The following is a 23,485-nucleotide window of genomic DNA, read 5'->3' as shown; positions in this document are numbered from 1 at the left end:
TAAAATATATAAAATATGTTAAATTCAGTATTTTTTAAATATTATAAAAATAAAATTATGAATTTATACTTTGATTATATCTATTTTTGCTTTAAATAAATTTAAATTGAGATAATTTTTATTAGAATATTTAATCACTAAATAATATAAATTTATTAAAATTCAATACTCTCTACTACTGGAATACTATCTACTGTGAGATTTTGCTTGGTTCTGTGATGTTTTTTGATAATGGCCGGTTCTTGCACTCGCTCAAATCCGGTAACCAAAACAGCAAAATAGTCAAATTTAGCACCATTTAATCTAGCATATACCAAATCACCGACATTGCAAGGCTTAGAGCTAAATCCCTGAGCTGATGTGAGCTTACCATTGCTAGTATCAGTAGATTCAATAGTATAAACATAACCGCTATTAAATTTACTAATTGAAGTTACAATGCCTTTTATATAGCTGTTTTTAGCAATTTCCGTGTGATTCTTAGCAGCTGTACATCCAGCTACTAAGAATAGTAATATAAATAAGGATAGACTACGCAGTAACATTAATAGCATTACCGCTAAGCTCCATAATGGCTTGATTAATCCTATCTAGAGTTTTATTCATTGTTTGCTCAGAGATATCTGGCAAGGCTTGACCCCACATAGCTTGAGCCTGAGCGAAGCCATTTTTGACCCCTTCTAAGCCGCTTTTCATCTTTTCTACATCATCTCCAGCCCCATTAATAACAAAATCAGCTATGCGATTTGCGGTATTATCAATACCAAAATATCCACTATCGCTTATTAGGTTGCTTGCCTCTTGTGGGCTTAGGTCGCCAATTGGCTTACCGCTATAACCAGTAATATCTATATTTTGATTTAGTAAATCTTTTAATTCTTGAGTAAAATTATTTGCGCTATTATCTTGATTATTAAACCCAAAGCTAAGACTCATAAAGCCAACTTGCATATTAAAATTACCATTTGATAATTCAAAGCTTTGTTGCATAAACTGCATATGATAGCCTCTTGTTAACTCACTTGCGTCAATCTTGCTTGCAGCTTCTTTAATTCTTTCAATGCTATCTTTCGAATTTGGATTAATGCTTAAAAAATCTAAGCTATTTGTGCCATTTATTTGCATATTTTCTCCTTTTAGAAGTTTATTATAGATATCGGATTTTTTAGTTAAATATGTTGTATTTTAGTGGGTAAATTTAATTTTTGAGTGAATTTGGCTAAAAGAGTAGCCAAATTCAAATTTAAACCTATTTTTTCATACTTAAATAGCTATTTAAAGCACTTACATAGGCTTTAGCACTTGCCATCATAGTATCTATATCTAAACCATGACCTATAAATGGAGGCTCACTAGAACCAAAGGCCACCTTTACAGTAACCTTAGCAAGAGCATCTTTGCCTTGAGATACGGCTGAAACTTTATAATCTTTTAGCTCTCCAGCAACCTTGCTTATTCTATCAATTACCTTAAATATCGCATCAGCCGTACCATTGCCAAGAGCTGCATCACTAATAATCTCACCATTAAATTTAATACTAATAGCTGCACTTGAATGGCCTGAGTTACATGAGCTAGTGCTTAAAGTTTCGATTGTATAAATCTCAGGTATTTTGATAATCTCATCACTTACAAGTGCTCTAATATCATCATCAAAAATCTCTTTTTTCTTATCACAAAGTAATTTAAATTTGCTAAACGCTTCATTTACCTCTTCATCATTTAGATCAAAACCTAAATTTACTAGCTTATCTTTAAAGGCATGACGACCGCTATGCTTACCTAAAACTAGAGCATTTTTCTCTGCTCCTATATCTTCAGCTTTGATTATTTCATATGTTTGAGCGCATTTTAACACACCATCTTGATGAATACCACTCTCGTGGGCAAAGGCATTTTTGCCTACAATTGCTTTATTTGGTTGTGGTTCTATACCTGTAATACTAGCTACTAAACGACTTGTAGCATATATCTCTTTAGTAACGATATCAGTATATAATCCACTAAATTCATCGCTTCTTGTTTTGATCGCCATAACGATCTCTTCTAAAGCTGCATTACCAGCTCTTTCACCCAAACCATTAATAGTACATTCTACCTGTCTTGCTCCAGCCTTAATACTTGCTAGAGTATTTGCTACTGCAAGTCCAAGGTCATTGTGATTATGAACTGATATAATAGCTCTATCTCCGATGTATTCACTCATAATTCTAACCATATCAGCTATCTCATATGGCAATCTAAAACCTACAGTATCAGGTAAATTTAAAGTCTTAGCACCAGCATTTACCACTGCATCACATATCTCTTTTAAAAATGATATATCGCTTCTACCAGCATCTTCACAGCTAAACTCAACATCATCTACAAAACTTTTAGCATATTGTACCGCTTCAACTGCTCTTTTGATAACCTCATCAGGCTTCATCTTAAGCTTGTGTTCCATATGAATTGGACTAGTAGCGATGAAGGTGTGAATTCTTCTATTTTTTGCTGGAGCGATTGCATCGGCTGCTACTTTTATATCACGCTCAAGAGCTCTTGAAAGACTAGTAACTTTAATGGATTCTACTTGTTTGGCTATTTGATTAATCGCATCAAAATCTCCAGGACTAGCAGCAGCAAATCCAGCCTCCATAACATCAACGCCAAGGCGTTCTAATTGAAGAGCAATTTGAATTTTCTCTTCAGTATTCATAGAGGCACCAGGGCTTTGCTCACCATCTCTTAATGTTGTATCAAAAATTATAATTTTATTTTTATCCATTTTATTATCCTTAAATTTAATATATTTTATAGTATGCTATGCATAGAGTTATTAAAAGGAGCTACAGAGCAGATTAAGGAGAGAAAGTTTATAGATAAATATATAAATTTTTTTACTATTTGCTATCATTTTTGTTCCTTTATCTTGATATTTTTGGCAAAAAATCTCGCCCAAACAGCACGAATTATACCATATGTAGTATAAATAGAAATCAAAGCAGTAGCTGATTCTAAAGGATATAAATATAAAAGTGAAAATAGTATTACAAGCATTACGAGAGCTTTAATATAATTAGCACGACTAAAATCAACCTTTTTAAAGCTTGGATAGCGTACATTTGAGACCATAAGTATCGAAAGTGCCGCCATTAAAATGATAAATACCCATTCAAAACCAATTAAAATTTCATATTTATTATAAATTCCAATCCAAAATCCAGCGACTATAGCAGCTGTAGGAATCGGCAATCCAATAAACATATTTGGTTCATTTTCATTAGTTGTAACATTAAATCTAGCTAGTCTAATAGCCCCAAAAACTACAAACATAGCCGTAATAAGTGAACCAAATCTACCAAATTCACTTCCGATACTAAAATAAAATAACATAGCTGGAGCTACACCAAAAGCAACTAAATCAGCCAAACTATCAAATTCAACACCAAATTTAGATGTGGTTTTGGTTAATCTTGCTACTCTACCATCTAGCCCATCAAGCACAAGAGAGATTACAAGATAAAAAATAGCCTTTCCAAATTCGCCATTAGCACTAGCTAAAATACTGATAATACCAGTAAATGCACTACCTGCTGTAAATAAATTTGGAAGTATATATATTAATTTATTATTACTATTCATCTATATAACCTATAATATTACAAGCTTTTACTTTATCACCTTTAGTAAGAGATATTCTCGTATTTAAAGGCATCAAAAGAGAGATTTTGCCATCTTTAATAAAGCCTATTCTACGACCAGATTTAACATAATTTATACTTTCTAAATAAATCTTAGAAGTAAGTGCTGAAGTGCTAATACGAAGTATAATATCTTGATTTTTAGATATTATGGTAGCTCGGTTATTTAATAAATTTAAGTTTGAATCGCTGCTATGTAAATTTAGACCATTACGCCTTTTAATATCGGATATCTCCATATCACAAGTAGCACGCAAAACACCACAGTCAATAATTCTTGAGCGAATTAAAATTTCACTATAACCACGGCCATTATAATTGCATTTTTTAATATCTTCTACAACTCCATCAATAGGAGATAATATAGCTTTAGAATCTTCACTTTGCGGTAGTCTTTCAGGGTTTCTATAAACCCACAAAGTAGCTAAAAGTAAGATAGTAAAAAAACTAAACCAAAAATCAAAAATCCAAGATAGTATTAAAAGCACCACTGAAATAGTGATGCATTTATATCCATATCTGCTTATGATTCCTAGATTATTCATCTACTTGATTCTCTTTTGCTTTTTTAATGTCTGAATTCTCATCTTCAACATCTATTAAGCGTGTAGGCAAACCATTTGCTTCTTCAAATTCTTTAATAATCGCCCTAACTTTATCGCCCTCTATAGTCTCTTCTTCATATAAAGATTCTACCATTTTTTCTATCGCACCACGATAAAGCTCAAGCGTAGCAAGAACTGCTTCATATCTCTCATTTAAAAAGCTCTTTACAAACTCATCAAGTTTTTGTGCCATATCATCGCTATAATCTTTTAGAGTTTGGCCTCCATTTAAAAATACATTGCGTTGTTTTTCTAATACCATAAGGCCAGCTACATCAGTCATTCCATACATTGATACCATTGCTTTTATAATATCAGTAGCGCGTTCAAGATCGTTACTTGCACCTGTACTAATCTCTTTGATAAAGACCTGTTCAGCAGCTCTACCGCCTAGCAATACATCAACCTTAGCAATCAACTCATGTTTTTGCATTAAAAATTTATTCTCTTCTGGGGCGTTAAGCGTATAACCTAAAGCTGCAATACCACGCGGTATTACCGATACTTTTGTAACCTTATCAGCCCCTTTTGTAGTTTCAGCTATTAAAGCGTGTCCGCACTCATGATATGTAACTATCTTTTTCTCTTTTGGATTTATACGGCGAGATTTTTTCTCTAAACCTGCAATTGCTCTCTCAACTGCTTCAACTAGATCTTTTTGATCAATTTTAGTTTTATTAGAACGGCCAGCCAAAAGAGCAGCTTCATTAATGATATTAGCCAAATCTGCTCCAGCCAAACCAGCAGTTAAGCGACCTATCTCATCCATATTTACATCATTTGAAAGCTTGACTTCTTTGCTATGTACTTTTAATATATCAACACGCCCTTTAAAATCAGGTTTATCAACTAAAACTTGGCGGTCAAATCTACCTGGTCTTAAAAGTGCCGCATCTAAAACCTCTGGGCGGTTGGTTGCTGCTAGAACTATTACAGGACTTTTATCGCTATCAAATCCATCCATTTCAGCTAAAAGCTGATTTAGAGTCTGCTCTCTTTCATCATTACCACCCATCATAGAACCAGCCGCCCTACTCTTACCAATAGCATCAATTTCATCTATAAATACGATAGCAGGTGCTTCTTTCTTAGCATTTTCAAATAGATCTCTAACACGACTTGCGCCCACACCTACAAACATCTCTATAAAACTTGATCCAGAAACTGAGAAAAATGGAACCTCGGCCTCACCAGCAACAGCCTTGGCAAGTAATGTTTTACCAGTGCCTGGAGGGCCTACTAATAGCACACCTTTTGGAATTTTAGCACCTAAGCGAATATAGCGTTCAGGATTTTTAAGGAAATCTACGATCTCTTTTACCTCATCTTTAGCCTCTTCTACGCCAGCTACATCATCAAATTTAACTTTTGGCTTTTCGCTATTAATTAACTTTTTACTACTTCCCATACCAAGGATTCCGCTACCCATATTTTTTTGCATTCTACTGGCTAAAAACATCCAAATTGCAAAGAAAATAAATACAGGAATAACCCATGAAAATAGCATATCGCTTAGCCAATTACTCTCACTATATGCTCCATAGCTGATGTTATTCTCTTCTAAAAGTGGAACTAAAGTTTGATCATTAGCAACTTTTTTTACTACATATGCTTGACCATTTCCACTAGCTTTTATCGTAGTTTGTCCGATTACAACCTCATTTATCTGCTTTGATTTAATTAGGGATTTTAGCTCTGAGTAGCTGATATTTTTTGAATTCGTACCAGATATTCCCATCTCATCAGGGCTCATACTACGAAAAATCAGCACCATTACCACAGCAAAAATCGCAAACATTAAAATAGGATTTTTATTAAAAAAACTATTATTATTTGGTTGATTTTTATTTTCCATTATTTTCCTTGATTTTTAAATACAAAACTCTCCCACTCATTTTGAGTTAAATTCTCTATCAACTCAAATTCGCTAAAAGCATTTATAATTCTATTTTTATATTTTGTAAGAATTCCAGATAAAATTATTATGCCACCGACTTTTATCTTAAATTTTAGGTCATTTGCAAGAAATAGTATAACATCAGCAATGATATTTGCTACTACAATATCATAAGACTCATTACTATTAGTTATAGAACCAGTCCAAATTTTATCTATAGCTATATTGTTTTTTTGCGCATTTTCAAGACTGCTTTGAACAGCTAGTTCATCAGTATCACAAGCGCTTACATTTAGCCCTAACTTTGCCATAGCAATACTTAAAATACCACTACCGCAACCAACATCTAGAGCATTTTTATATCCTTTAGAATATTTTGAAATTAGCTTTAGACATGAATTTGTACTCTCGTGATGACCAGAGCCAAAAGCTAATGCTGGATCGATAATAATATCTATTAGTCCATCTTTTGGAGTTTCCCAACTTGGCCTAATATAAAACTCACCGACTTCAACCGGAGCTATGCCTTTTTTATATTCATTAATCCAGTCTATATTATCTTTGATTTGTAAATCAGTAGTTATTTTGCAGCCCAAGCGACTAGCAAACTCTTCAAGTCCCCACTTGGTATCTTCCAAGCTCTGCTCATCCCTAATGATAAAGCCACTATCGATCTCTTCTATACAGGTAAATCCAAATTCAAAAACAAGATCTTTTAATGGCTCAATTTGCTGGGATGTAACTTTTAATTCGTAATATTTATCTTTCATTATCCAAGAACGTCTTCAAGTTTCTCTTTAAGAACCTGCGGCGTAAAAGGCTTAACAATATAGTTATTCACTCCAGCTTTTAATGCTGTAATAACCTCAGCCTTACCACCCTCTGTGGTTACCATTATAATAGGCATATTTTCATACTTAGACTCAGCCCTAACCTTTTTAACTAGCTCTAAACCATTCATTTCAGGCATATTCCAGTCAGTAATTAACACGCCTACATCTGGATTTTGGCAAAGTATATCCCAAGCCTCTACACCATGCTCAGCCTGCAACACTTCGTTATGTCCAAGCCTTTCTAATGTATTTTTTATAATTCTTCTCATAGTAGAGCTATCATCAACAACCAATAACTTCACTAACTATCCTTTCTCAACTTTAGACGATATTTTATCTAAAATTACTTTTAAAATACTTTAACAGTTAAAAATTGTTATTAAAAATATCATTAAGTGCTATTTTTCCTTCATAATAAGCTTTGCCAATTATAACTCCAGATATTCCATTAGTTTTACTTGCAGTCTCTAAATCGGCTAAACTTGCCACACCACCACTTGCAATCGTATCAATACCACTAGCTTGTGCAATGCTTGATGTAAATTCTAAATTTAACCCACACAGCATACCATCTTTACTAATATCTGTAGCAATTATTGCTTCAACTCCAGCATCTGCATATAGCTTAGCAAGATCAGTAGCTCTTATCTGACTTACCTCAGCCCATCCTTCTACTGCTACAAACCCATCTTTAGCATCTATTCCTACAACTATTCTGTATTTTTTAGCCATCTCTTTTACAAACTCAGGATTTTTAAGTGCAACAGAACCCAAAATCAACCTACTAACTCCTGAGTTTAAATAGCTTTTTATACGCTCTTCATTGCGTACTCCGCCGCCAATTTGTATATTTAAATTTGTAGCATTTACAATTTTTTCTATAGTTTTTAAATTTACAGCATCTCCTGCAAATGCTCCATCTAAATCTACAATATGTAACCACTTAGCCCCAGCATCGCTAAATCTCTTAGCTAGCTCCCACGGCTCATTTGAGTAAATTTTAGCACTATCCATAAGACCTTTAGATAGCCTAACTGCCTTGCCATCTTTTAAGTCTATTGCCATATATTTTTCCATCTATATCTCCATAAAATTTTTAATTATTCTTAGTCCGCTCTCATGTGATTTTTCAGGATGAGGCTGAAATCCATAGACATTTTCATATTCTACAGCACTGACAAAATCATACCCATACTCAGTATAAGCTAAAGCAAATTTACTATCACAAACAGCATGATATGAATGAACAAAATACAAATAAGCACTCTTGCCAAGACCATCTACAATTTTGCTTTGTTTAGTAAATTTAGCCATATTCCAGCCCATATGCGGCACTTTAAGAGGCTTATCAAATTTAGATTCATCAAATTTAATAATACTCCCATCAATCACTCCAAGACCACTATGCTCACCAAATTCATAGCTCTTTTTAAACAAAAGTTGCATCCCAAGACAGATCCCAAGAAACGGCTTACCACTAGCTATAAACTCTAAAATTGCATTATCTAAATTTGTATCTCTTAATCTTTGTATCGCCTTACCAAAAGCACCTACACCAGGCAAAAGCAACTTATCATAGCTTTTTAATCTATCTGCATCGCTTACTAATTCACTCTTAGCACCGACAAACTCAAGAGCGTTTTGAACGCTTCTTATATTTCCAGCACCATAATCAATAATCCCTATCAACACTACCCCTTTTTAAAACAAATAAATAGCAACTCAAAGCAACCATCAAAAGCCCTACCCCACCGATAAGATAGATAGCGTATAATATCTGACTTGGATCAGTAATTGCAAATTTAAATACCAACATAAGAGATTCAATAGCTAAAGCTATAATAATACTCCCTATAAATCTTACCATTGTTCTACTGCCGCCATTTTGATGGTGATTTGGCCGACCTAAAACCTCAGCTTCAAATATCGCCTTAACAAGATCAAATATTGCAAGTGCTAAAGTAAGCACAATAGTGGATTCAAAAACCTCACTAATATTAATCTCATTAAAGCTTTTTAATACAAAGCTCTTTATACCATAAACAAATAAAACCAATGAGATCGCAAAAAGAGCAATAGAAAAAACAGAATATATAAGCTTTGTAAATTTGCCAAATATTCCATCTACAGAACTAGGACTAATCATAGCCAAAAGCTCTTTTAACCCAATATCCACACATGCTATATAAAGCAACTCTTGTTTATCATTACATATAGGCATTGAAGCTGTAACACAAAGGCGATTAGTAAGGCTTGATGGATATGGATCAGTTAGCACGCATCGCTTCTCACGAACACATCTATAATAATACGCCTTATTACTTCTATTTATTCCCTTACCAGATATATTTTTAGAATCTAGACTTATGGTATTATCTAGTTGAATTCCATTTTTATCTAATATATAAAACGCATCAAAGCTATCAACCTCATGTGCGATCTTATCAAAACCATCATTAATGCTTTGAACATTTACACCAGGGAGATTATTTGGTATATTTCTATCTAAAAGATGGCATAAATAGGCTCTAGCCTTATAGCGTATCTCACTAAATTCTTCAATCTCTTTAAAAATCACATTAATTCCTATTTTTATTATGATGAAACTCAGGCACGATAAGTTTTAATCTTTGTTCAACTTCTGCGTCGTTTTGACTTTGTAATAGATCAGAAATTTGACTATTTAATAGATCGATATCATATGGTTGGCTTTTGGTTACAAAGATACTTTCAAATTTAGTTGCTACATCATTTGGATCAATCAAAAGCTCTTCATACAGCTTCTCACCCGGACGCAAACCTACAAATTTGATTCCAAGATGCTCTTTATTGCTTAATCTTAGCATTCTTTTAGCCATATCAGCGATACGAACTGGCTCACCCATATTAAGCACAAAAAGCTCACCGCCTTTAGCTATACTAGCTGCTTGAAGAACCAATTGACACGCCTCACTAACAAGCATAAAATATCTTGTAATATCTGGGTGAGTTACACTAAGTGGCTCATTGGCTGCTATTTGGGCTTTAAATTTAGGTATAACACTACCACTACTTCCTAGCACATTACCAAATCTAACTGCAACAATCTCAGTAGAGCTAGTATTTGAATTTAACGCATATAATTCACAAACCCTTTTAGTAGCTCCCATGATATTTGTCGGCCTTACAGCTTTATCAGTTGAGATTAGCACTACCTTTTTAGTTTCATATTTTTTGGCTAAATCTATAACATTTTTAGTTCCCATTATATTATTTTGCACAGCAATTAATGGATTAAACTCACATAATGGAACATGCTTATATGCAGCTGCATGGATCACTATATCTGGGCGAAATTTAGAAAATACAAAATCAAATTCATTAATATGAGTGATATTTAACATAACTAAGCGATTACGCTCATCAGCGTTTGTGGCTTCATTAATCTGATATAGATTATACTCGCTATGTTCTACCATTATTAACTCTTTAGCACCAAATTTCAAGCACTGCTTACATATCTCGCTACCTATTGTCCCGCCAGCGCCAGTAACCATCACTACCTTACCACCTATAAATGACTCAACAGCTGCACTATCTAGGTCTTTTGGTTTTCTAGCTAGTAAATCTTCTATGCTAATATCTGTAATTCCCTCATTTTTTTGCCCAATTAAAGAAAATATTTTAATATCTTTAAATCCTAAAGTATCTAGCTCATCATATAGTTCTTTAAGCTCATTTGGCATAAGTTTTAGAGCTATTATAGCGCTTTTTACGCCATCTTCTATATAGCTTTTTAGCTCATCTTTATGACCTACTTGATAGCCATCGCAATATGTGCCTACTAGATCTTTTCTACCATCTACTATACCTACGGCGTAATAGTTTGCATATCCACTTTTGAGTCCTTTTAGGATTTGTAGAGTTTTAGAAGTAGAGCCTATAATAACGCAAGGTTTGCCATTTTTAGCCTTTTTAAAATCCATTAAAGCTCGTTTTGAAATTCTTAAGCTGCCTACCATAATAGCCGAAATAAGCGCATCTATAATAATAACACTTCTTGGAAAAGGAGCAAAGATCTCCTCATAAGATAAAAATATTCCAAAAAATATTCCCGCACAAAGCAGACAAGCTAGTGAAATTTTTCTAGATTCATTTAATCCAAAAAATCTCCACGGCACTCTATAAATTTGAAAAGCCCATAGCATAGCAATCTTGATAACAATCAAAATTACTCCACTATATATCATACCAGGAATAAATATCTCAGGTATATCCCCACTAAATCTAAGTAAAAAAGCAAAATATATACTAAATGCAAATATCAAAGTATCGCATAGTAAAAAAAATGCTATTCTACGCCTCTTAGTCGCCCTAATCACAGCGCACTCCTAACGATATTAGCAACTTTTTCTACTAATTCATCACTCATATCAGCACCACTTGGAAGGCACATTCCTCTACTAAAATAATCCTCACTCGTGCCATCTACAACGCATTTAGCACCTTTAAATACTGGTTGAAGATGCATTGGCTTCCATAGTGGTCTGCTTTCTATATCGTGTTTATTTAGTGCTTCTATAACTTTTAAATGCTTATTTTTCTCTTTAAATAAAAGCGTAGTAAGCCATCTATTACCACGAGAATTTGGAATTTCAGGCATAAACTCAGCCACATCTTTGAGTAAATTTGAATAGATATCAAATATCTGCCTTTTTCTCTCTACTCTGCTTTGCAAGACCTCCATCTGCCCTACTCCAATAGCACCCAAAACATTACTAAGTCTATAATTATACCCATAATCTAAATGCTCATAGTGTAGCAATGGCTCTCTTGCTTGCGTGCTATAATATCTAGCTTTATTAGCTAAGTTTTTATCATGGCTAACTAACATACCGCCACCACCTGTGGTTATGATCTTATTTCCATTAAAGCTATAAACTCCAATATCACCAATGCTTCCAAGTGCTTTGCCTTTATAAAATCCACCCAAAGCCTCAGCTGCATCTTCTATAATAGCTATATTATTTTCAGTACAAATTTCTACTATCTCATCCATCTTTGCTGCTTGGCCATATAAGTGGGTTATAATTAGTGCTTTTGGCTTTTTATCGCTTTTATTTATTGCATCTTTTAAGAGTTTTGGGCTAAGATTCCAACTCTCATCACAATCTATAAATATAGGCTCACACCTTTCATACATTATAGGATTTACACTAGCAGCAAATGTAAAAGATGAAGCCAAAACAGCATCGCCATCGCCTATTTTTAAAACTCTAAGCGCTAAATGCAATCCAGCAGTTGCTGAGCTAAGAGCTACTGCATTTGGTGATTTAGTATAATCTTTTATACTATTTTCAAACCTATCTACAAACTCTCCAAGTGGTGCTATATAATTACTTTTAAATGCTTCATTGACATACTTTAACTCATTACCGCCCATATATGGTGCGCTTAAAAAAACTCTAGCCATTATATTCCTCTATTAATTAATGGCCATATTTTATCAAAGTTAGAATAAACTTAGAATTAATAACGCTAAAAAGTTAAATTTATTCATTGATTTGAGCTTACTATGCTTTTTGTAGCTTTGATTTTGTTATCAGTGTATAAAACTACATCTTTTATTACTAGCTTCTTAATCGCTTTGATAAAATTATTCATAAATTCAAAATCAATATCACCGTTATTAGTAGGCAAATAAATTTTTTCTTTTTTTACCCTCTCCCAAGTTGCTTTAAAATCATAAGAAAATTTTTGCTTAATTGTTTTATGTATAGCAGTTGTAGCATAAAATAAAATTTCGTTATTGCTCTCAATATTCTCCCATTTAATCAAATATGCGTCCCATAAAACGCCTGTTTTTTGAGGTTGCGGATACACATCGCCAGTCGCAACTGCACCATTTTGAACTATACATATTGACATTTCAGTAAAATCAAATATATCGCTACTACCATAAAACATAATTCCATTATCGCCATGTTTTGCATTAACTAGCGGTAAATTATATTTTTCGGTTTTTTCGCTGTTTGTATCACTTCTTTTATCAAATTTAGCATTTTTTAAATTTACTTTTTTAAAATAATCTGCAATTCTAAATTCGCCCCAATTATAATTTTCAAATTTAGAAAGAGCGGATAATTCAGCGGCGGTTAATTCGTAATCTTTTAGTGACGCGGCGGCAAGATACGCCTCTAGCTCTGCTACTCGCTCCGCCTCTAGCTCTGCTACTCGCTCCGCCTCTAGCTCTGCTACGAAGCTCTCCATAAATTCAAAATCAATATCACCATCTTTATTTATTGGGAGTTGGATTTTTGTATCATTTATTTTATCTTTTGATATTTTTTGAGTATAGTTATATTTTTGATTAATTTTTCTTAATTGAGAAATTATAAATAATGCTCTTTTTCTATTTAGAATTTTATCATTTTTCAATATTGCAATATTTACAGATGCACAAAAATCCATAGATTGATAAAATACTGTTGTAGCATAATTTATGGAAATTGTAATCGCATTTCTACTAAAAACTTTTGTAGGCGTTGCATATTTTGATAGTCCATTATTAGTGCTAATTTCATTTATTAAGGGAATATTGCCGTCTTTACATTGATTAGGGGCTTTTTCTTTACCTCTATATTGTTCAAACAAATCCCCAATTCTAAACTCGCCCCATTTTATATTTTCTAATCTTTTGCTACTGGGTAAGTCCTTTGGGTTGCTTTGTTTGTTTTTTATAATGTTTGAAACTTCCCACGCTAGATAGTCGCTTACAGTTTTTTTAAAATCCTCTAAAGTCGGCGTTGTATCAATCGGTGCTGATTGATTCCAGTCAGAGCCATTACTAGGGTCTATCACGCCTTCGAAGTAGTCATTTGAACTAAGCAAATTTAGATAATTTTTGCCATAATGCACTAGATCGACAACCTCAGCATACCTGGCCTTAGCATTACCAATATCTCGTAAATTTAGGCTAGATTTGGCCTTTTTGCGGTTTGCTCTTGCGTAGCCATCATCGCTAAAATCTATAAATTTAACCACATGTTTAGCATTATGAGCCTCACCTACTTTAAAGACATAAATATTAGTTTGAACACTAGATTTACCGATAAATAGGTCAATTGGCATTTTAATACTAGCTATTAAAGTGTTAGATTTTAGAATTTCTTTATTGATAGCTTGGGCTTTGCCATTTCCGGCTGAACTTTGGATAATTATAGCTGCATAGCCGTTGTCCATCATCGATAGGGCTTTTTGGACAAATATCATTCCATTACCCTCAGCTGAATACGGTGGATTTAGAATAAATGCAGTAGCTTTGAATTTGCCCTGCTTTGTGCCATAGGCATAATCTCCATCAAAATCTCTAAGGCTATCTTTATTTAAAATATTTGAGCTACCATCGCCCATTAAGATCATATTTAACACAGCAAGCATATAAATATTTGGCAAAATTTCCAAGCCCATTAGCTGTTCAGCTTTTATTGTGGCGATTTTTTGCTTTTGAGAGTCTGGGGATTGAATTTGATTTTTAGCATCTTCTATCATTTCGTTCATCGCAGCAATCAAAAGTCCAGCCGAACCAGTAGCAAAGTCCCAAACAAAGCTATCTTTATTTACTCTAGCGAGTTTAACTAAGAGTGTTGCGACATATGGCGGAGTCAAAACAACATCATTTAACTGATCTTGAGTAAAGCCTAGCCAAGCATACATTTCATTGAATAATTTACCGGTAAAATCGATATTTAACTCACTTTTATAATACTCACCTAAATCATCTACGATTTTGCAAAATACACGCTTTAGTTGGCTCTCACCGTTTATTGGCTTATTTAAATTTTCAGCTGTTAGAGTGTTAGCTAGCGTGCGAATTATTAGCCCTTGTTTATCTTCTGGGATTGATTTTTCTTTGAGAAAATTTTTGACTTTGCTTAAAATTTTATCGCCATCTCTCTCTCCGTTTTCTTCAGATGATATTAGCTTATCTTTTGTAAGTGGTGCAACCTTACCGCCCTCAACACCTAAAGTAGCGATAATCGTTGCTACAACAAGATAGACTCTATCATTTTCGCTTAAGCCTTTTTCATCTCTATAAATATCATTATTTAACTTAGTTAAAACTATAGAAATTTCTTCATCTTTTTTGGTTTTTATCGCTTCTAGCTCTTGAGGGGTTAGATTTAACTCTTTTAGTTTTTGAGTAAATTTGATAAAATTCTCATCTTTTAAAAATGATAAATCGCTATATTCACCTACTTTTATAGCTTTAGCTAAGTTGGCTTTGCTTACATAATATACGCCAATTTTTATCTCAAGTTTGTCGCTTAATGTATCTTTAAAGCCAGTAACGCCAATAGCAATAATCTCATCATAGTCAGTATGGTGTAAAATAGCATTAGCATAATGCACAGCACCATTAACCGCATATTCGTTAATATTCTTGAAATTTGGCTCATTTTTAGTATTTTTGTTATCGATTTGACCATCTTTATCAAGCTTAATTAGCTTATCTTTATAGCCTTTGTATTCAATTAAAACTGGATAATATTTTAGACTTTTTGGGTCTTGCTTTAGTAGCTTAGCATCTGGGCGATTACCACCTGCGCCGCCATTTTTAGAATAGTATAAATTTAATGCGTTATCAATTTGACTATTTAAAGATTCTTGTTCGAGTTTATAATCTAATTTATAGCTTTTTAACTGGGAATTAATGTAATCTGCAACATTTGGTTCTACTGATTGAACTTTGGATTTAGCCATTTTAGTTCCTGAAATTATGATAATTTAAAAGCTATAATTATATATTAAATTTACTAAAATAACAACATTTATCTTTAATCATTAAAAATTCAATCAACTCATTATTCTTTTTTAATTTTTTATTGAATTTTTTATATTTATTCTTAGCTTTTTTAAATGTTTTGATGGCTATTTTCTATTCATATTTTCATATTTTGCATAATTTATTATATCCATATGATATCATTTAATAATCCTTGATTTGAGCGATATTTGTAGAATTTTCTTTAACGAGCATCATTTTCTTAATTAATCACTTAGCGGCTTTAGAAGAGATAAAAAATTAAATATGATATAAAAATGTAAATTGAATAAAAATGGTGGTTAGAGGCAGAATCGAACTGCCGACACGCAGATTTTCAGTCTGCTGCTCTACCGACTGAGCTATCCAACCACCTTAAAAATGAGTTGTAATTATACCTTTTTAAAACTTAAATATAGATAAAATTCTACTCAAATTTAAGAATTTATATAATTTTTGCTATAAATTCTTTAAATTTATCTCCACGATGTGCATATGAACTAAACTGATCTAAACTAGCACACGCTGGACTAAGCAAAGCAACATCATCTTTTTCCATCATTTTATCTATCAAATTTACAGCATTATAAAGCTCTTTAGCATTAAATACTTTAGCGCCAAATTTATAGCTCATCTTTTCTATATCATCGCAATTTGAGCCAATAGCATAGATTGTAGCGCCTTGCTTAGCAGCTGTAGCGACTACTTTTTCTATACTCACACCCTTATCATCGCCACCTAATATAATATGAATCTTAGACCCCTCATATCTGGCTAAGGCTTGAAGAGTTGCGTCTATATTTGTAGCTTTAGTATCATTGACCCATAATCTACCTTTGGCGTCCTTTAACTCTTCAAGCTTGTGAGGCTCAATGATAAATTTATTAAGCAAATCAATGCTACAACGACTAAATATTATGCTCTCAATACAAAGCGCCATAATCGCATCCATCAAAAATGGAACCCTAAAATCAATCCTACCAATATCTATACTAAATTTATTAGCTAAATCAATCTCATCATCATAAGATATTATCTTAGCATATGATTTTACTGATTTTTCATACTCTTTAGGAATAATTGCTACACTGCCTTCTTTCATCATTGATAGTGGCTTTAACTTAGCATTTATATACTCTTTAGCACTTCCATGCCAGCTTATATGATCATCGCTAATAGGCAGTAACGCATATATATCAGGTGTTGCAAATTTCGTATAATGCATAGTAAAAGAGCTAGTCTCTAAAATCCAAATTTTAGCCCCTTTACCTACTAATTCACCAAGTGGAATACCCACATTGCCACCCATTATAGCACCACGATCTCTTAATAAATGCTCAGTCATTTTAGTCGTTGTAGTCTTGCCATTTGTGCCACTAATCCAGATACTTTTGGGGGTGGAATTTCTAAAATAATCATACTCGCTTATGAGATTTTTAGCCGATTTTATCAGCTTATGAGATGGCGGAAATCCAGGACTTGGAATCTCTAATTCACTAAGATTAGGATCAAATTTATCAATCGGTAACAAAGCATTACCATACTCATCACTACTAGCTACTTTAAATTTATCATCATAGATATTCCAGCCGCCACTTTTGGCGATAGATTTTGTTGTATTAGCATATCCAAATAGAGATTTTATCATTATTTTACCTTAATTTTAAAGCTATCAAAGCAATTAAATTTGCCACCAAAGCTATCATCCAAAACCGCACAATAATCTTATTTTCGCTCCATCCTTTCATCTCGAAATGATGGTGTAAAGGTGCCATTAAAAATATACGCTTTTTTCTAATCTTAAAGCTACCAACTTGCAAAATTACAGAGAGCGTCTCAACCACAAATACAAACCCGATTATTATAAGCAAAAGCTCATTTTTTGTAACAATCCCCATATATCCGATAAATGCACCGATACTAAGGCTACCACTATCACCCATAAAAACCTCAGCCGGATAGCAATTAAACCATAAAAACCCAAAAAGCGCCCCAATAACAGCAGTAACTAAGATCACAATTTCGCCTAAATTTACCACCTTAGGTAGCAATAAATAAGAGCTATAAACTGCATTTCCCATCAAATAAGCAAATATTCCAAGACTAACTAATCCAAAAATAGAAGGCACACTAGCAAGTCCATCTAATCCATCTGTTAAATTTACAGCATTAGATGCTGAAGTAAATACCAAAACCCAAAATAACATTGCAAAAATAGATATATCTAAAATCGCATGCTTATAAAATGGAAAATAAAATAAAGAATCAAGTCCACTAAAAAAATATAAAAGCACAGCAGCTATCACACCAAGCACAATTTGAAAAATAAATTTAACCCTAGCGTGCAAACCAGCGTGATTTTGGCGACCAACTATCTTGCTATAATCATCATAAAAACCAAGCAAACAAAATCCACCCAAAACAAAAAGCCCAATAAGCACAAAAGCATTGCTTAAATTTGCACTCAAAAGCGTGGCCACTACAGCACAAATAACAAAAACAACACCGCCCATTGTCGGAGTTTTACCTTTTTGCTGATGAGATTGCGGAGCTAGCTCATATATAGGCTGATTAGCATTTTTAATCCTTGCCCAAGCTATAAATTTAGGCATAAAAAATAGAGTCAAAACAAAAGCTAAAAAAAAGCTAATCCCAGCACGAACGCTAATATAACTAAAAAAATTAAATTCAAAAATTTCATAAATATAATAAAACACCAAAAATCCTAAGACGATAACTAAAAAATTTAAGACAAAATTATATAAATTTTTTGATAATATTTGGATAAATCTAGTTAAAAATTTAAAAAAATTATAATTATTTATAAATCAATGTTAAAATTGTGCCTAAAATATGCTTAAATAAGGACATAACCAAATGAGCAAAAAATCTATACTGGTAATCACTGATGGAATTGGATATAATCCAAGCAATGAATTTAATGCATTTAATGCTGCTAAAAAGCCAACATATGAGTGGTTAGAAGCAAATGCTGCTAAAAATTTATTAAAAACTAGCGGTCTAGCTGTGGGCTTGCCTGATGGGCAAATGGGCAATAGCGAAGTTGGCCATATGACTATTGGCAGTGGAAGAATCCTATATCAAAATTTAGTTAAGATTGACAAAGCAATAGAATCAGACAAATTAAAAGATAATCCAGAATTAAAAGAGCTACTAAATAAAGTAAATAGAGTTCATGTTATTGGTCTTTATAGCGATGGTGGTGTACACTCACATATAAATCATTTTGATGCTATATGTCAAATTTGTATCGCAAATAAAAAAGAGGTTTATGCTCACCCTATCACTGATGGCCGTGATGTCAATCCAAAAACTGGATTAAATTTCATCAAATCTCTACAAAACAAATTTACCATTGCCTCAATCAGCGGTAGATTTTATGCTATGGATAGGGATAAAAGATGGGATAGAGTAGAAACTGCTTATAAAATCATAGCTCAAAATGAAAATTTACAAACAATAACTCCAGTCCAATATATGGAAAATTCATATCAAAAAGAGATATTTGATGAGTTTATAGAACCAGCTAGTTTTATAGATTTTGGTGGAATTAAAAAAGATGATGGAATAATCTTTATCAACTTTAGAAATGATAGAGCAAGGGAGATTTGTGCTGCTTTGGCTAGTGATGATTTTACTGAGTTTAATCGTCAAACTTACTGCAAAAATCTAATTACAATGACAAACTATGATGATAAATTTAGCTTTCCTATAATGTTTAAAAATGATGATATTAAAGATACATTAGCTGATGTTATAGCAAAAAATGGATTAAGACAACTCCACACTGCCGAGACTGAAAAATATGCTCATGTAACATTCTTTTTTAATGGTGGCAAAGAGGATCTTGTAGAGAATGAAACAAGAGTATTAATACCAAGTCCAAAAGTTAAAACATATGATGAACAGCCAGCTATGAGTGCATATGAAGTAACCGATGCGGTGATAAAAGGCATAGAAAATGGGATTGAATTTATAGTAGTAAATTATGCAAATGGTGATATGGTCGGTCACACTGGAAACTATGACGCAGCTATAAAAGCAGTTGAAGCAGTAGATGAATGCTTAGGTAAAGTGATTGCAAAAGCTAAAGAGTATGGCTACTCATATATGCAAATTAGCGATCATGGAAACTGCGAAGCAATGCAAAGTAGCGATGGCGAATTACTAACTAATCATACAACATTTGATGTATTTAACTATGTAGTAGCTGATGGTATAAACTCAATAGAATACGGCGGGCTAAGCAATGTAGCTCCAACAATACTAAAATTAATGGATTTAGAAATTCCAGAAGTTATGGATAAACCACTATTTTAAAGGATAATAAATGAAATTTAGCGGAAAAAATGTTTTAGTTACTGGTGCAAGCCGTGGAATTGGTGCTGAAATTTGTAAAGTTTTAGCTAGTTTTGGACTTAAAGTTTGGATAAATTATAGATCAAATCCTAAGCTTGCAGATGATTTAAAAGCTCAAATAGAAGCTGGTGGCGGAAGTGCTGCTGTTGTTAAATTTGATGCAACAAATGAAGAAGATTTTATAGCAGCTATAAATCTAATTATTCAAAGCGATGGAGAGTTAAGCTATCTAGTAAATAATGCGGGAATTACAAATGATAAACTAGCTTTAAGAATGAGTGTAGATGACTTTGATAGCGTTATTGATGCAAATTTAAAAAGCGCATTTATTGGTTGTAAAGAGGCACTTAAAGTAATGAGCAAAAAACGCTTTGGTTCAGTTGTAAATGTAGCTTCAATAGTTGGTGAAATGGGTAATGCAGGCCAAACCAACTACTCAGCTAGCAAAGGCGGCATGATAGCAATGAGTAAAAGTTTTGCCAAAGAAGGTGCTAGTAGAAATATCAGATTTAATAGCGTAACTCCAGGATTTATAGCTACAGATATGACCGATGCTCTAAGTGATGAAATTAAAGCACACTACTCAGCAAATATTCCATTAAAAAGATTTGGAGAAGCTAAAGAGGTAGCCACAGCAATAGCGTTCTTGCTAAGCGATTATGCAAGCTACATCACAGGCGATACCCTTAAAATCAATGGTGGCCTATATATGTAGAAAACTTTAAGCCAAATTATAGTAAGATTACACTCATTTTTATTTTAGGAGAAAATTATGGCAATATTTGACGAAGTTAGAGATGTTGTTGTAGAACAACTAAGTGTTGCAGCTGACGCAGTAAAAATGGAGTCAAAAATAATTGAAGATCTAGGTGCTGATTCACTAGATGTTGTTGAGCTTGTTATGGCTTTAGAAGAAAAATTTGATGTAGAAATCCCAGATAGCGAAGCCGAAAAATTAATTAGCATCGCAGATGTTGTAAATTATGTTGAAGGTCTAAAAAAATAATTAAAATATTAAGTGATTAAATTTAAATTTTAGGAGAAGTAGCATTGAAAAGAGTGGTAGTAACTGGTTTAGGCATGATAACTGCGCTAGGTCTTGATAAAGATGTATCTTTTAAAAATATTTGCGATGGCAAAACAGGTGTAAAAAAGATAACCCTATTTGATGCTACTGATTTTCCAGTACAAATAGCTGCTCAAATAGATGATTTTGATCCAGCTACTATAATGGAAGCAAAAGAGATAAAAAAGGTAGATAGATTTATCCAATTAGGCTTAAAAGCCGCTAAAGACGCTATGGATGATGCGAATTTCAAAGATTTTGATCCAAGTGAATTTGGCGTTAGCTCAGCTGCTGGCATCGGTGGCCTACCTAATATAGAAAAGAATTCTAATATATGCTTAGAAAAAGGCCCTAGAAAAATATCTCCGTTTTTTATCCCTTCTGCTTTGGTAAATATGCTTGGCGGATTAGTTAGTATAGCTCACAATCTTAAAGGTCCAAACTTATCAAGCGTAACAGCGTGTGCTGCATCAACTCACGCTATATGCGAAGCAGCTAAAAGTATAATGATAGGCGAGACAAAGGCTATGCTAGTAATTGGTGCTGAATCTGCTATCTGCCCTGTAGGTATCGGCGGATTTGCTGCGATGAAAGCACTATCTACAAGAAACGACGATCCAGCAGCTGCATCAAGACCATTTGATGCAAATAGAGATGGCTTTGTAATGGGAGAAGGTGCTGGTGCATTAGTGCTAGAAGAGTATGAAAGTGCAATAGCTAGAGGCGCAAAAATCTATGCTGAAGTAGCAGGATTTGGAGAAAGCGGTGATGCTCATCATATCACAAGCCCAAGTCAAGATGGCCCACAAAGAGCTATGAGTAAAGCCCTATCAATGGCTGGAGATATCAAAATTGACTACATCAACGCTCATGGCACATCAACATCAGCAAACGATGCCAATGAAACTGCTGCTATCAAAGCTGTATTTGGCGATAATATCCCAGCTATTAGCTCTACTAAGGGTCAGACAGGCCACTGCTTAGGTGCTGCTGGTGCTATTGAAGCCGTTATTTCTATTATGGCAATGGATCAAGGCATTATCCCACCAACAATTAATCAAACAGACAGAGCGCCTGAATGCGATCTAGACTATACTCCAAATAATGCTAGAAATTGCGAACTAAATGCTATAATGAGCAACTCATTTGGCTTTGGTGGAACTAATGGCTCAGTCATATTCAAAAGGCTAAAATAATGGCTAGCTATCTTGATTTTGAAAAAGGTATTCAACAGATTGATGAAGATATCGCCAATGCTAAAATTAAAGGCGATGAGCATGCTATTGAGATCCTAAGCAAAAATTTAGAAAAAGAGATAGCAAAAACATATAAAAATTTAAATGAATTCCAAAGATTAAATTTAGCTAGACATCCAGATCGCCCTTATGCACTTGATTATATCAGAGCTCTTCTAACTGATAGCTATGAAATTCACGGCGATAGAACTTACGCTGATGATCCATCAATTGTCTGTTATAGTGGCTACATAGGCAATAAAAAGGTAATTGTCATAGCCGAACAAAAAGGCCGTGGAACAAAATATAAAATTATGAGAAATTTCGGTATGCCTCATCCTGAAGGCTATAGAAAAGCCCTTCGTGTAGCTAGATTGGCTGAAAAATTTGAAATTCCTGTAATATTTTTGATTGATACTCCGGGTGCTTATCCTGGTGTTGGTGCTGAAGAGCGTGGTCAAAGCGAGGCAATTGCTAAAAACCTATTTGAACTTAGTGAGCTTAGAACTCGCACTATTGCTATAGTTATTGGCGAAGGTGGTAGTGGAGGCGCCTTAGCTATTGGTGTGGCCGATAGGCTTGCGATGATGAGAAACTCAGTATTTTCTGTTATTTCGCCAGAGGGTTGTGCAGCAATTTTATGGAATGACCCTAGCAAAAGCGAAGCTGCTACAAAAGCTATGAAAATCACAGCCGATGATTTAAAAGAGCTAAATTTAATCGATGATGTTATTGATGAGCCAGTTATGGGAGCGCATAGGGATAAAGATGGCGCTATAGCTGCTGTTGGTGAGTATATCAGAACTAAGCTAGAAGAGCTTGAGAAGTTATCAATTGATGAAGTAGTAAGCGCTAGAATGGAAAAAATACTCTCTGTTGGAGCTTATGAATAATTGACTATTTAGCCAGGTTTTAGTATAACTTGGCTAAATTTTAATCTATTTTACTCATTAGGCCTAAAATATCTTTAATCCTTTTACCCA

21 protein-coding genes and 1 tRNA gene are annotated in these 23,485 nt (G+C 33.6%); 5 read left to right on the top strand and 17 right to left on the bottom strand.

Going from position 1 to position 23,485, the window contains the following annotated elements:
• Positions 1–155: 155 nt before the first annotated feature.
• The 17 genes from CIGNP109_RS05310 to mraY all read right to left on the bottom strand — a co-directional run bounded on the left by CIGNP109_RS05310 (position 156) and on the right by mraY (position 18,538).
• Positions 156–545, bottom strand: a complete 390-nt coding sequence (locus tag CIGNP109_RS05310) for a hypothetical protein (protein WP_141081047.1) — start codon at positions 543–545, stop codon at positions 156–158.
• Positions 532–1,125, bottom strand: a complete 594-nt coding sequence (locus tag CIGNP109_RS05305) for a hypothetical protein (RefSeq protein WP_086228487.1) — start codon at positions 1,123–1,125, stop codon at positions 532–534. Before CIGNP109_RS05305 ends, CIGNP109_RS05310 begins: the two co-directional genes overlap by 14 nt.
• Positions 1,126–1,249: 124 nt before the next feature.
• Positions 1,250–2,767, bottom strand: a complete 1,518-nt coding sequence (locus tag CIGNP109_RS05300) for a 2-isopropylmalate synthase (protein WP_086228486.1) — start codon at positions 2,765–2,767, stop codon at positions 1,250–1,252.
• A gap of 125 nt (positions 2,768–2,892) precedes the next feature.
• Positions 2,893–3,624 carry a CDP-diacylglycerol--serine O-phosphatidyltransferase gene (gene pssA, locus CIGNP109_RS05295; protein WP_086225115.1) on the bottom strand — a complete coding sequence of 244 codons (732 nt, stop codon included), beginning with the start codon at positions 3,622–3,624 and terminating at the stop codon, positions 2,893–2,895.
• A complete protein-coding gene (locus CIGNP109_RS05290) occupies positions 3,617–4,228 on the bottom strand; it encodes a phosphatidylserine decarboxylase (RefSeq protein WP_086228485.1) in 612 nt (203 codons plus the stop codon). The genes pssA and CIGNP109_RS05290 overlap by 8 nt, the downstream gene beginning before the upstream one ends.
• Positions 4,221–6,143, bottom strand: a complete 1,923-nt coding sequence (gene ftsH / locus CIGNP109_RS05285) for an ATP-dependent zinc metalloprotease FtsH (RefSeq protein ID WP_086225113.1) — start codon at positions 6,141–6,143, stop codon at positions 4,221–4,223. The genes CIGNP109_RS05290 and ftsH overlap by 8 nt, the downstream gene beginning before the upstream one ends.
• Positions 6,143–6,955: a 50S ribosomal protein L11 methyltransferase gene (locus CIGNP109_RS05280; protein ID WP_086228484.1), complete on the bottom strand. Its 813-nt coding sequence runs from the start codon at positions 6,953–6,955 to the stop codon at positions 6,143–6,145. The genes ftsH and CIGNP109_RS05280 overlap by 1 nt, the downstream gene beginning before the upstream one ends.
• Positions 6,955–7,320: a chemotaxis response regulator CheY gene (locus tag CIGNP109_RS05275; RefSeq protein ID WP_086225111.1), complete on the bottom strand. Its 366-nt coding sequence runs from the start codon at positions 7,318–7,320 to the stop codon at positions 6,955–6,957. Before CIGNP109_RS05275 ends, CIGNP109_RS05280 begins: the two co-directional genes overlap by 1 nt.
• 64 nt (positions 7,321–7,384) lie before the next feature.
• Positions 7,385–8,095 (bottom strand): 1-(5-phosphoribosyl)-5-[(5-phosphoribosylamino)methylideneamino]imidazole-4-carboxamide isomerase, encoded by a 711-nt coding sequence (hisA, locus tag CIGNP109_RS05270; protein WP_086226750.1) that lies wholly within the window; start codon positions 8,093–8,095, stop codon positions 7,385–7,387.
• Positions 8,096–8,707 carry an imidazole glycerol phosphate synthase subunit HisH gene (gene hisH / locus CIGNP109_RS05265; RefSeq protein WP_086225109.1) on the bottom strand — a complete coding sequence of 204 codons (612 nt, stop codon included), beginning with the start codon at positions 8,705–8,707 and terminating at the stop codon, positions 8,096–8,098.
• Complete coding sequence (locus CIGNP109_RS05260; protein WP_086228483.1) at positions 8,691–9,596, bottom strand: PDC sensor domain-containing protein; 906 nt, start codon at positions 9,594–9,596, stop codon at positions 8,691–8,693. Before CIGNP109_RS05260 ends, hisH begins: the two co-directional genes overlap by 17 nt.
• 1 nt (position 9,597) lies before the next feature.
• Positions 9,598–11,379, bottom strand: a complete 1,782-nt coding sequence (gene pglF, locus CIGNP109_RS05255; RefSeq protein ID WP_086228482.1) for a UDP-N-acetylglucosamine 4,6-dehydratase (configuration-retaining) — start codon at positions 11,377–11,379, stop codon at positions 9,598–9,600.
• Positions 11,376–12,470: a UDP-N-acetylbacillosamine transaminase gene (pglE, locus tag CIGNP109_RS05250; protein WP_086228481.1), complete on the bottom strand. Its 1,095-nt coding sequence runs from the start codon at positions 12,468–12,470 to the stop codon at positions 11,376–11,378. Before pglE ends, pglF begins: the two co-directional genes overlap by 4 nt.
• An 83-nt stretch (positions 12,471–12,553) precedes the next feature.
• Entirely contained in the window at positions 12,554–15,760 is a 3,207-nt protein-coding gene (locus CIGNP109_RS08815) for an N-6 DNA methylase (RefSeq protein WP_086228480.1), read from the bottom strand.
• A gap of 357 nt (positions 15,761–16,117) precedes the next feature.
• Positions 16,118–16,193 (bottom strand) — tRNA-Phe (locus CIGNP109_RS05240).
• 73 nt (positions 16,194–16,266) lie between these two features.
• A complete protein-coding gene (gene murD / locus CIGNP109_RS05235; protein ID WP_086228479.1) occupies positions 16,267–17,469 on the bottom strand; it encodes a UDP-N-acetylmuramoyl-L-alanine--D-glutamate ligase in 1,203 nt (400 codons plus the stop codon).
• Positions 17,470–17,473: 4 nt separating this feature from the next.
• Complete coding sequence (mraY, locus tag CIGNP109_RS05230) at positions 17,474–18,538, bottom strand: phospho-N-acetylmuramoyl-pentapeptide-transferase (protein ID WP_086226758.1); 1,065 nt, start codon at positions 18,536–18,538, stop codon at positions 17,474–17,476.
• A gap of 160 nt (positions 18,539–18,698) precedes the next feature.
• Here mraY and gpmI point away from each other — a divergent pair, with 160 nt between their 5' ends.
• The 5 genes from gpmI to accA are packed head-to-tail and all read left to right on the top strand — an operon-like array spanning position 18,699 to position 23,395.
• Entirely contained in the window at positions 18,699–20,162 is a 1,464-nt protein-coding gene (gpmI, locus tag CIGNP109_RS05225) for a 2,3-bisphosphoglycerate-independent phosphoglycerate mutase (protein ID WP_086228478.1), read from the top strand.
• 10 nt (positions 20,163–20,172) lie between these two features.
• Positions 20,173–20,916, top strand: coding sequence for a 3-oxoacyl-ACP reductase FabG (gene fabG / locus CIGNP109_RS05220; protein ID WP_086228477.1), 744 nt, complete (start codon positions 20,173–20,175; stop codon positions 20,914–20,916).
• 57 nt (positions 20,917–20,973) lie between these two features.
• Entirely contained in the window at positions 20,974–21,207 is a 234-nt protein-coding gene (gene acpP / locus CIGNP109_RS05215; RefSeq protein ID WP_086225098.1) for an acyl carrier protein, read from the top strand.
• A gap of 44 nt (positions 21,208–21,251) precedes the next feature.
• Positions 21,252–22,463, top strand: coding sequence for a beta-ketoacyl-ACP synthase II (locus CIGNP109_RS05210; protein ID WP_086228476.1), 1,212 nt, complete (start codon positions 21,252–21,254; stop codon positions 22,461–22,463).
• Positions 22,463–23,395, top strand: coding sequence for an acetyl-CoA carboxylase carboxyl transferase subunit alpha (gene accA, locus CIGNP109_RS05205; RefSeq protein ID WP_086228475.1), 933 nt, complete (start codon positions 22,463–22,465; stop codon positions 23,393–23,395). Before CIGNP109_RS05210 ends, accA begins: the two co-directional genes overlap by 1 nt.
• Positions 23,396–23,485: the final 90 nt, after the last annotated feature.

Origin of the sequence: Campylobacter sp. P0109 (assembly GCF_002138755.1) — a bacterium.
Lineage (GTDB): Bacteria > Campylobacterota > Campylobacteria > Campylobacterales > Campylobacteraceae > Campylobacter > Campylobacter devanensis.
This window is presented reverse-complemented; position numbering and strand designations above follow the sequence as displayed.

What these genes read in the sequence shown, in the direction of transcription:
- CIGNP109_RS05310 (WP_141081047.1), bottom strand. Translation starts at nt 545, where the DNA reads ATGTTACTGCGTAGTCTATCCTTATTTATATTACTATTCTTAGTAGCT.
- CIGNP109_RS05305 (WP_086228487.1), bottom strand. Translation starts at nt 1,125, where the DNA reads ATGCAAATAAATGGCACAAATAGCTTAGATTTTTTAAGCATTAATCCA.
- CIGNP109_RS05300 (WP_086228486.1), bottom strand. Translation starts at nt 2,767, where the DNA reads ATGGATAAAAATAAAATTATAATTTTTGATACAACATTAAGAGATGGT.
- pssA (WP_086225115.1), bottom strand. Translation starts at nt 3,624, where the DNA reads ATGAATAGTAATAATAAATTAATATATATACTTCCAAATTTATTTACA.
- CIGNP109_RS05290 (WP_086228485.1), bottom strand. Translation starts at nt 4,228, where the DNA reads ATGAATAATCTAGGAATCATAAGCAGATATGGATATAAATGCATCACT.
- ftsH (WP_086225113.1), bottom strand. Translation starts at nt 6,143, where the DNA reads ATGGAAAATAAAAATCAACCAAATAATAATAGTTTTTTTAATAAAAAT.
- CIGNP109_RS05280 (WP_086228484.1), bottom strand. Translation starts at nt 6,955, where the DNA reads ATGAAAGATAAATATTACGAATTAAAAGTTACATCCCAGCAAATTGAG.
- hisA (WP_086226750.1), bottom strand. Translation starts at nt 8,095, where the DNA reads ATGGAAAAATATATGGCAATAGACTTAAAAGATGGCAAGGCAGTTAGG.
- pglE (WP_086228481.1), bottom strand. Translation starts at nt 12,470, where the DNA reads ATGGCTAGAGTTTTTTTAAGCGCACCATATATGGGCGGTAATGAGTTA.
- CIGNP109_RS08815 (WP_086228480.1), bottom strand. Translation starts at nt 15,760, where the DNA reads ATGGCTAAATCCAAAGTTCAATCAGTAGAACCAAATGTTGCAGATTAC.
- murD (WP_086228479.1), bottom strand. Translation starts at nt 17,469, where the DNA reads ATGATAAAATCTCTATTTGGATATGCTAATACAACAAAATCTATCGCC.
- gpmI (WP_086228478.1), top strand. Translation starts at nt 18,699, where the DNA reads ATGAGCAAAAAATCTATACTGGTAATCACTGATGGAATTGGATATAAT.
- fabG (WP_086228477.1), top strand. Translation starts at nt 20,173, where the DNA reads ATGAAATTTAGCGGAAAAAATGTTTTAGTTACTGGTGCAAGCCGTGGA.
- acpP (WP_086225098.1), top strand. Translation starts at nt 20,974, where the DNA reads ATGGCAATATTTGACGAAGTTAGAGATGTTGTTGTAGAACAACTAAGT.
- accA (WP_086228475.1), top strand. Translation starts at nt 22,463, where the DNA reads ATGGCTAGCTATCTTGATTTTGAAAAAGGTATTCAACAGATTGATGAA.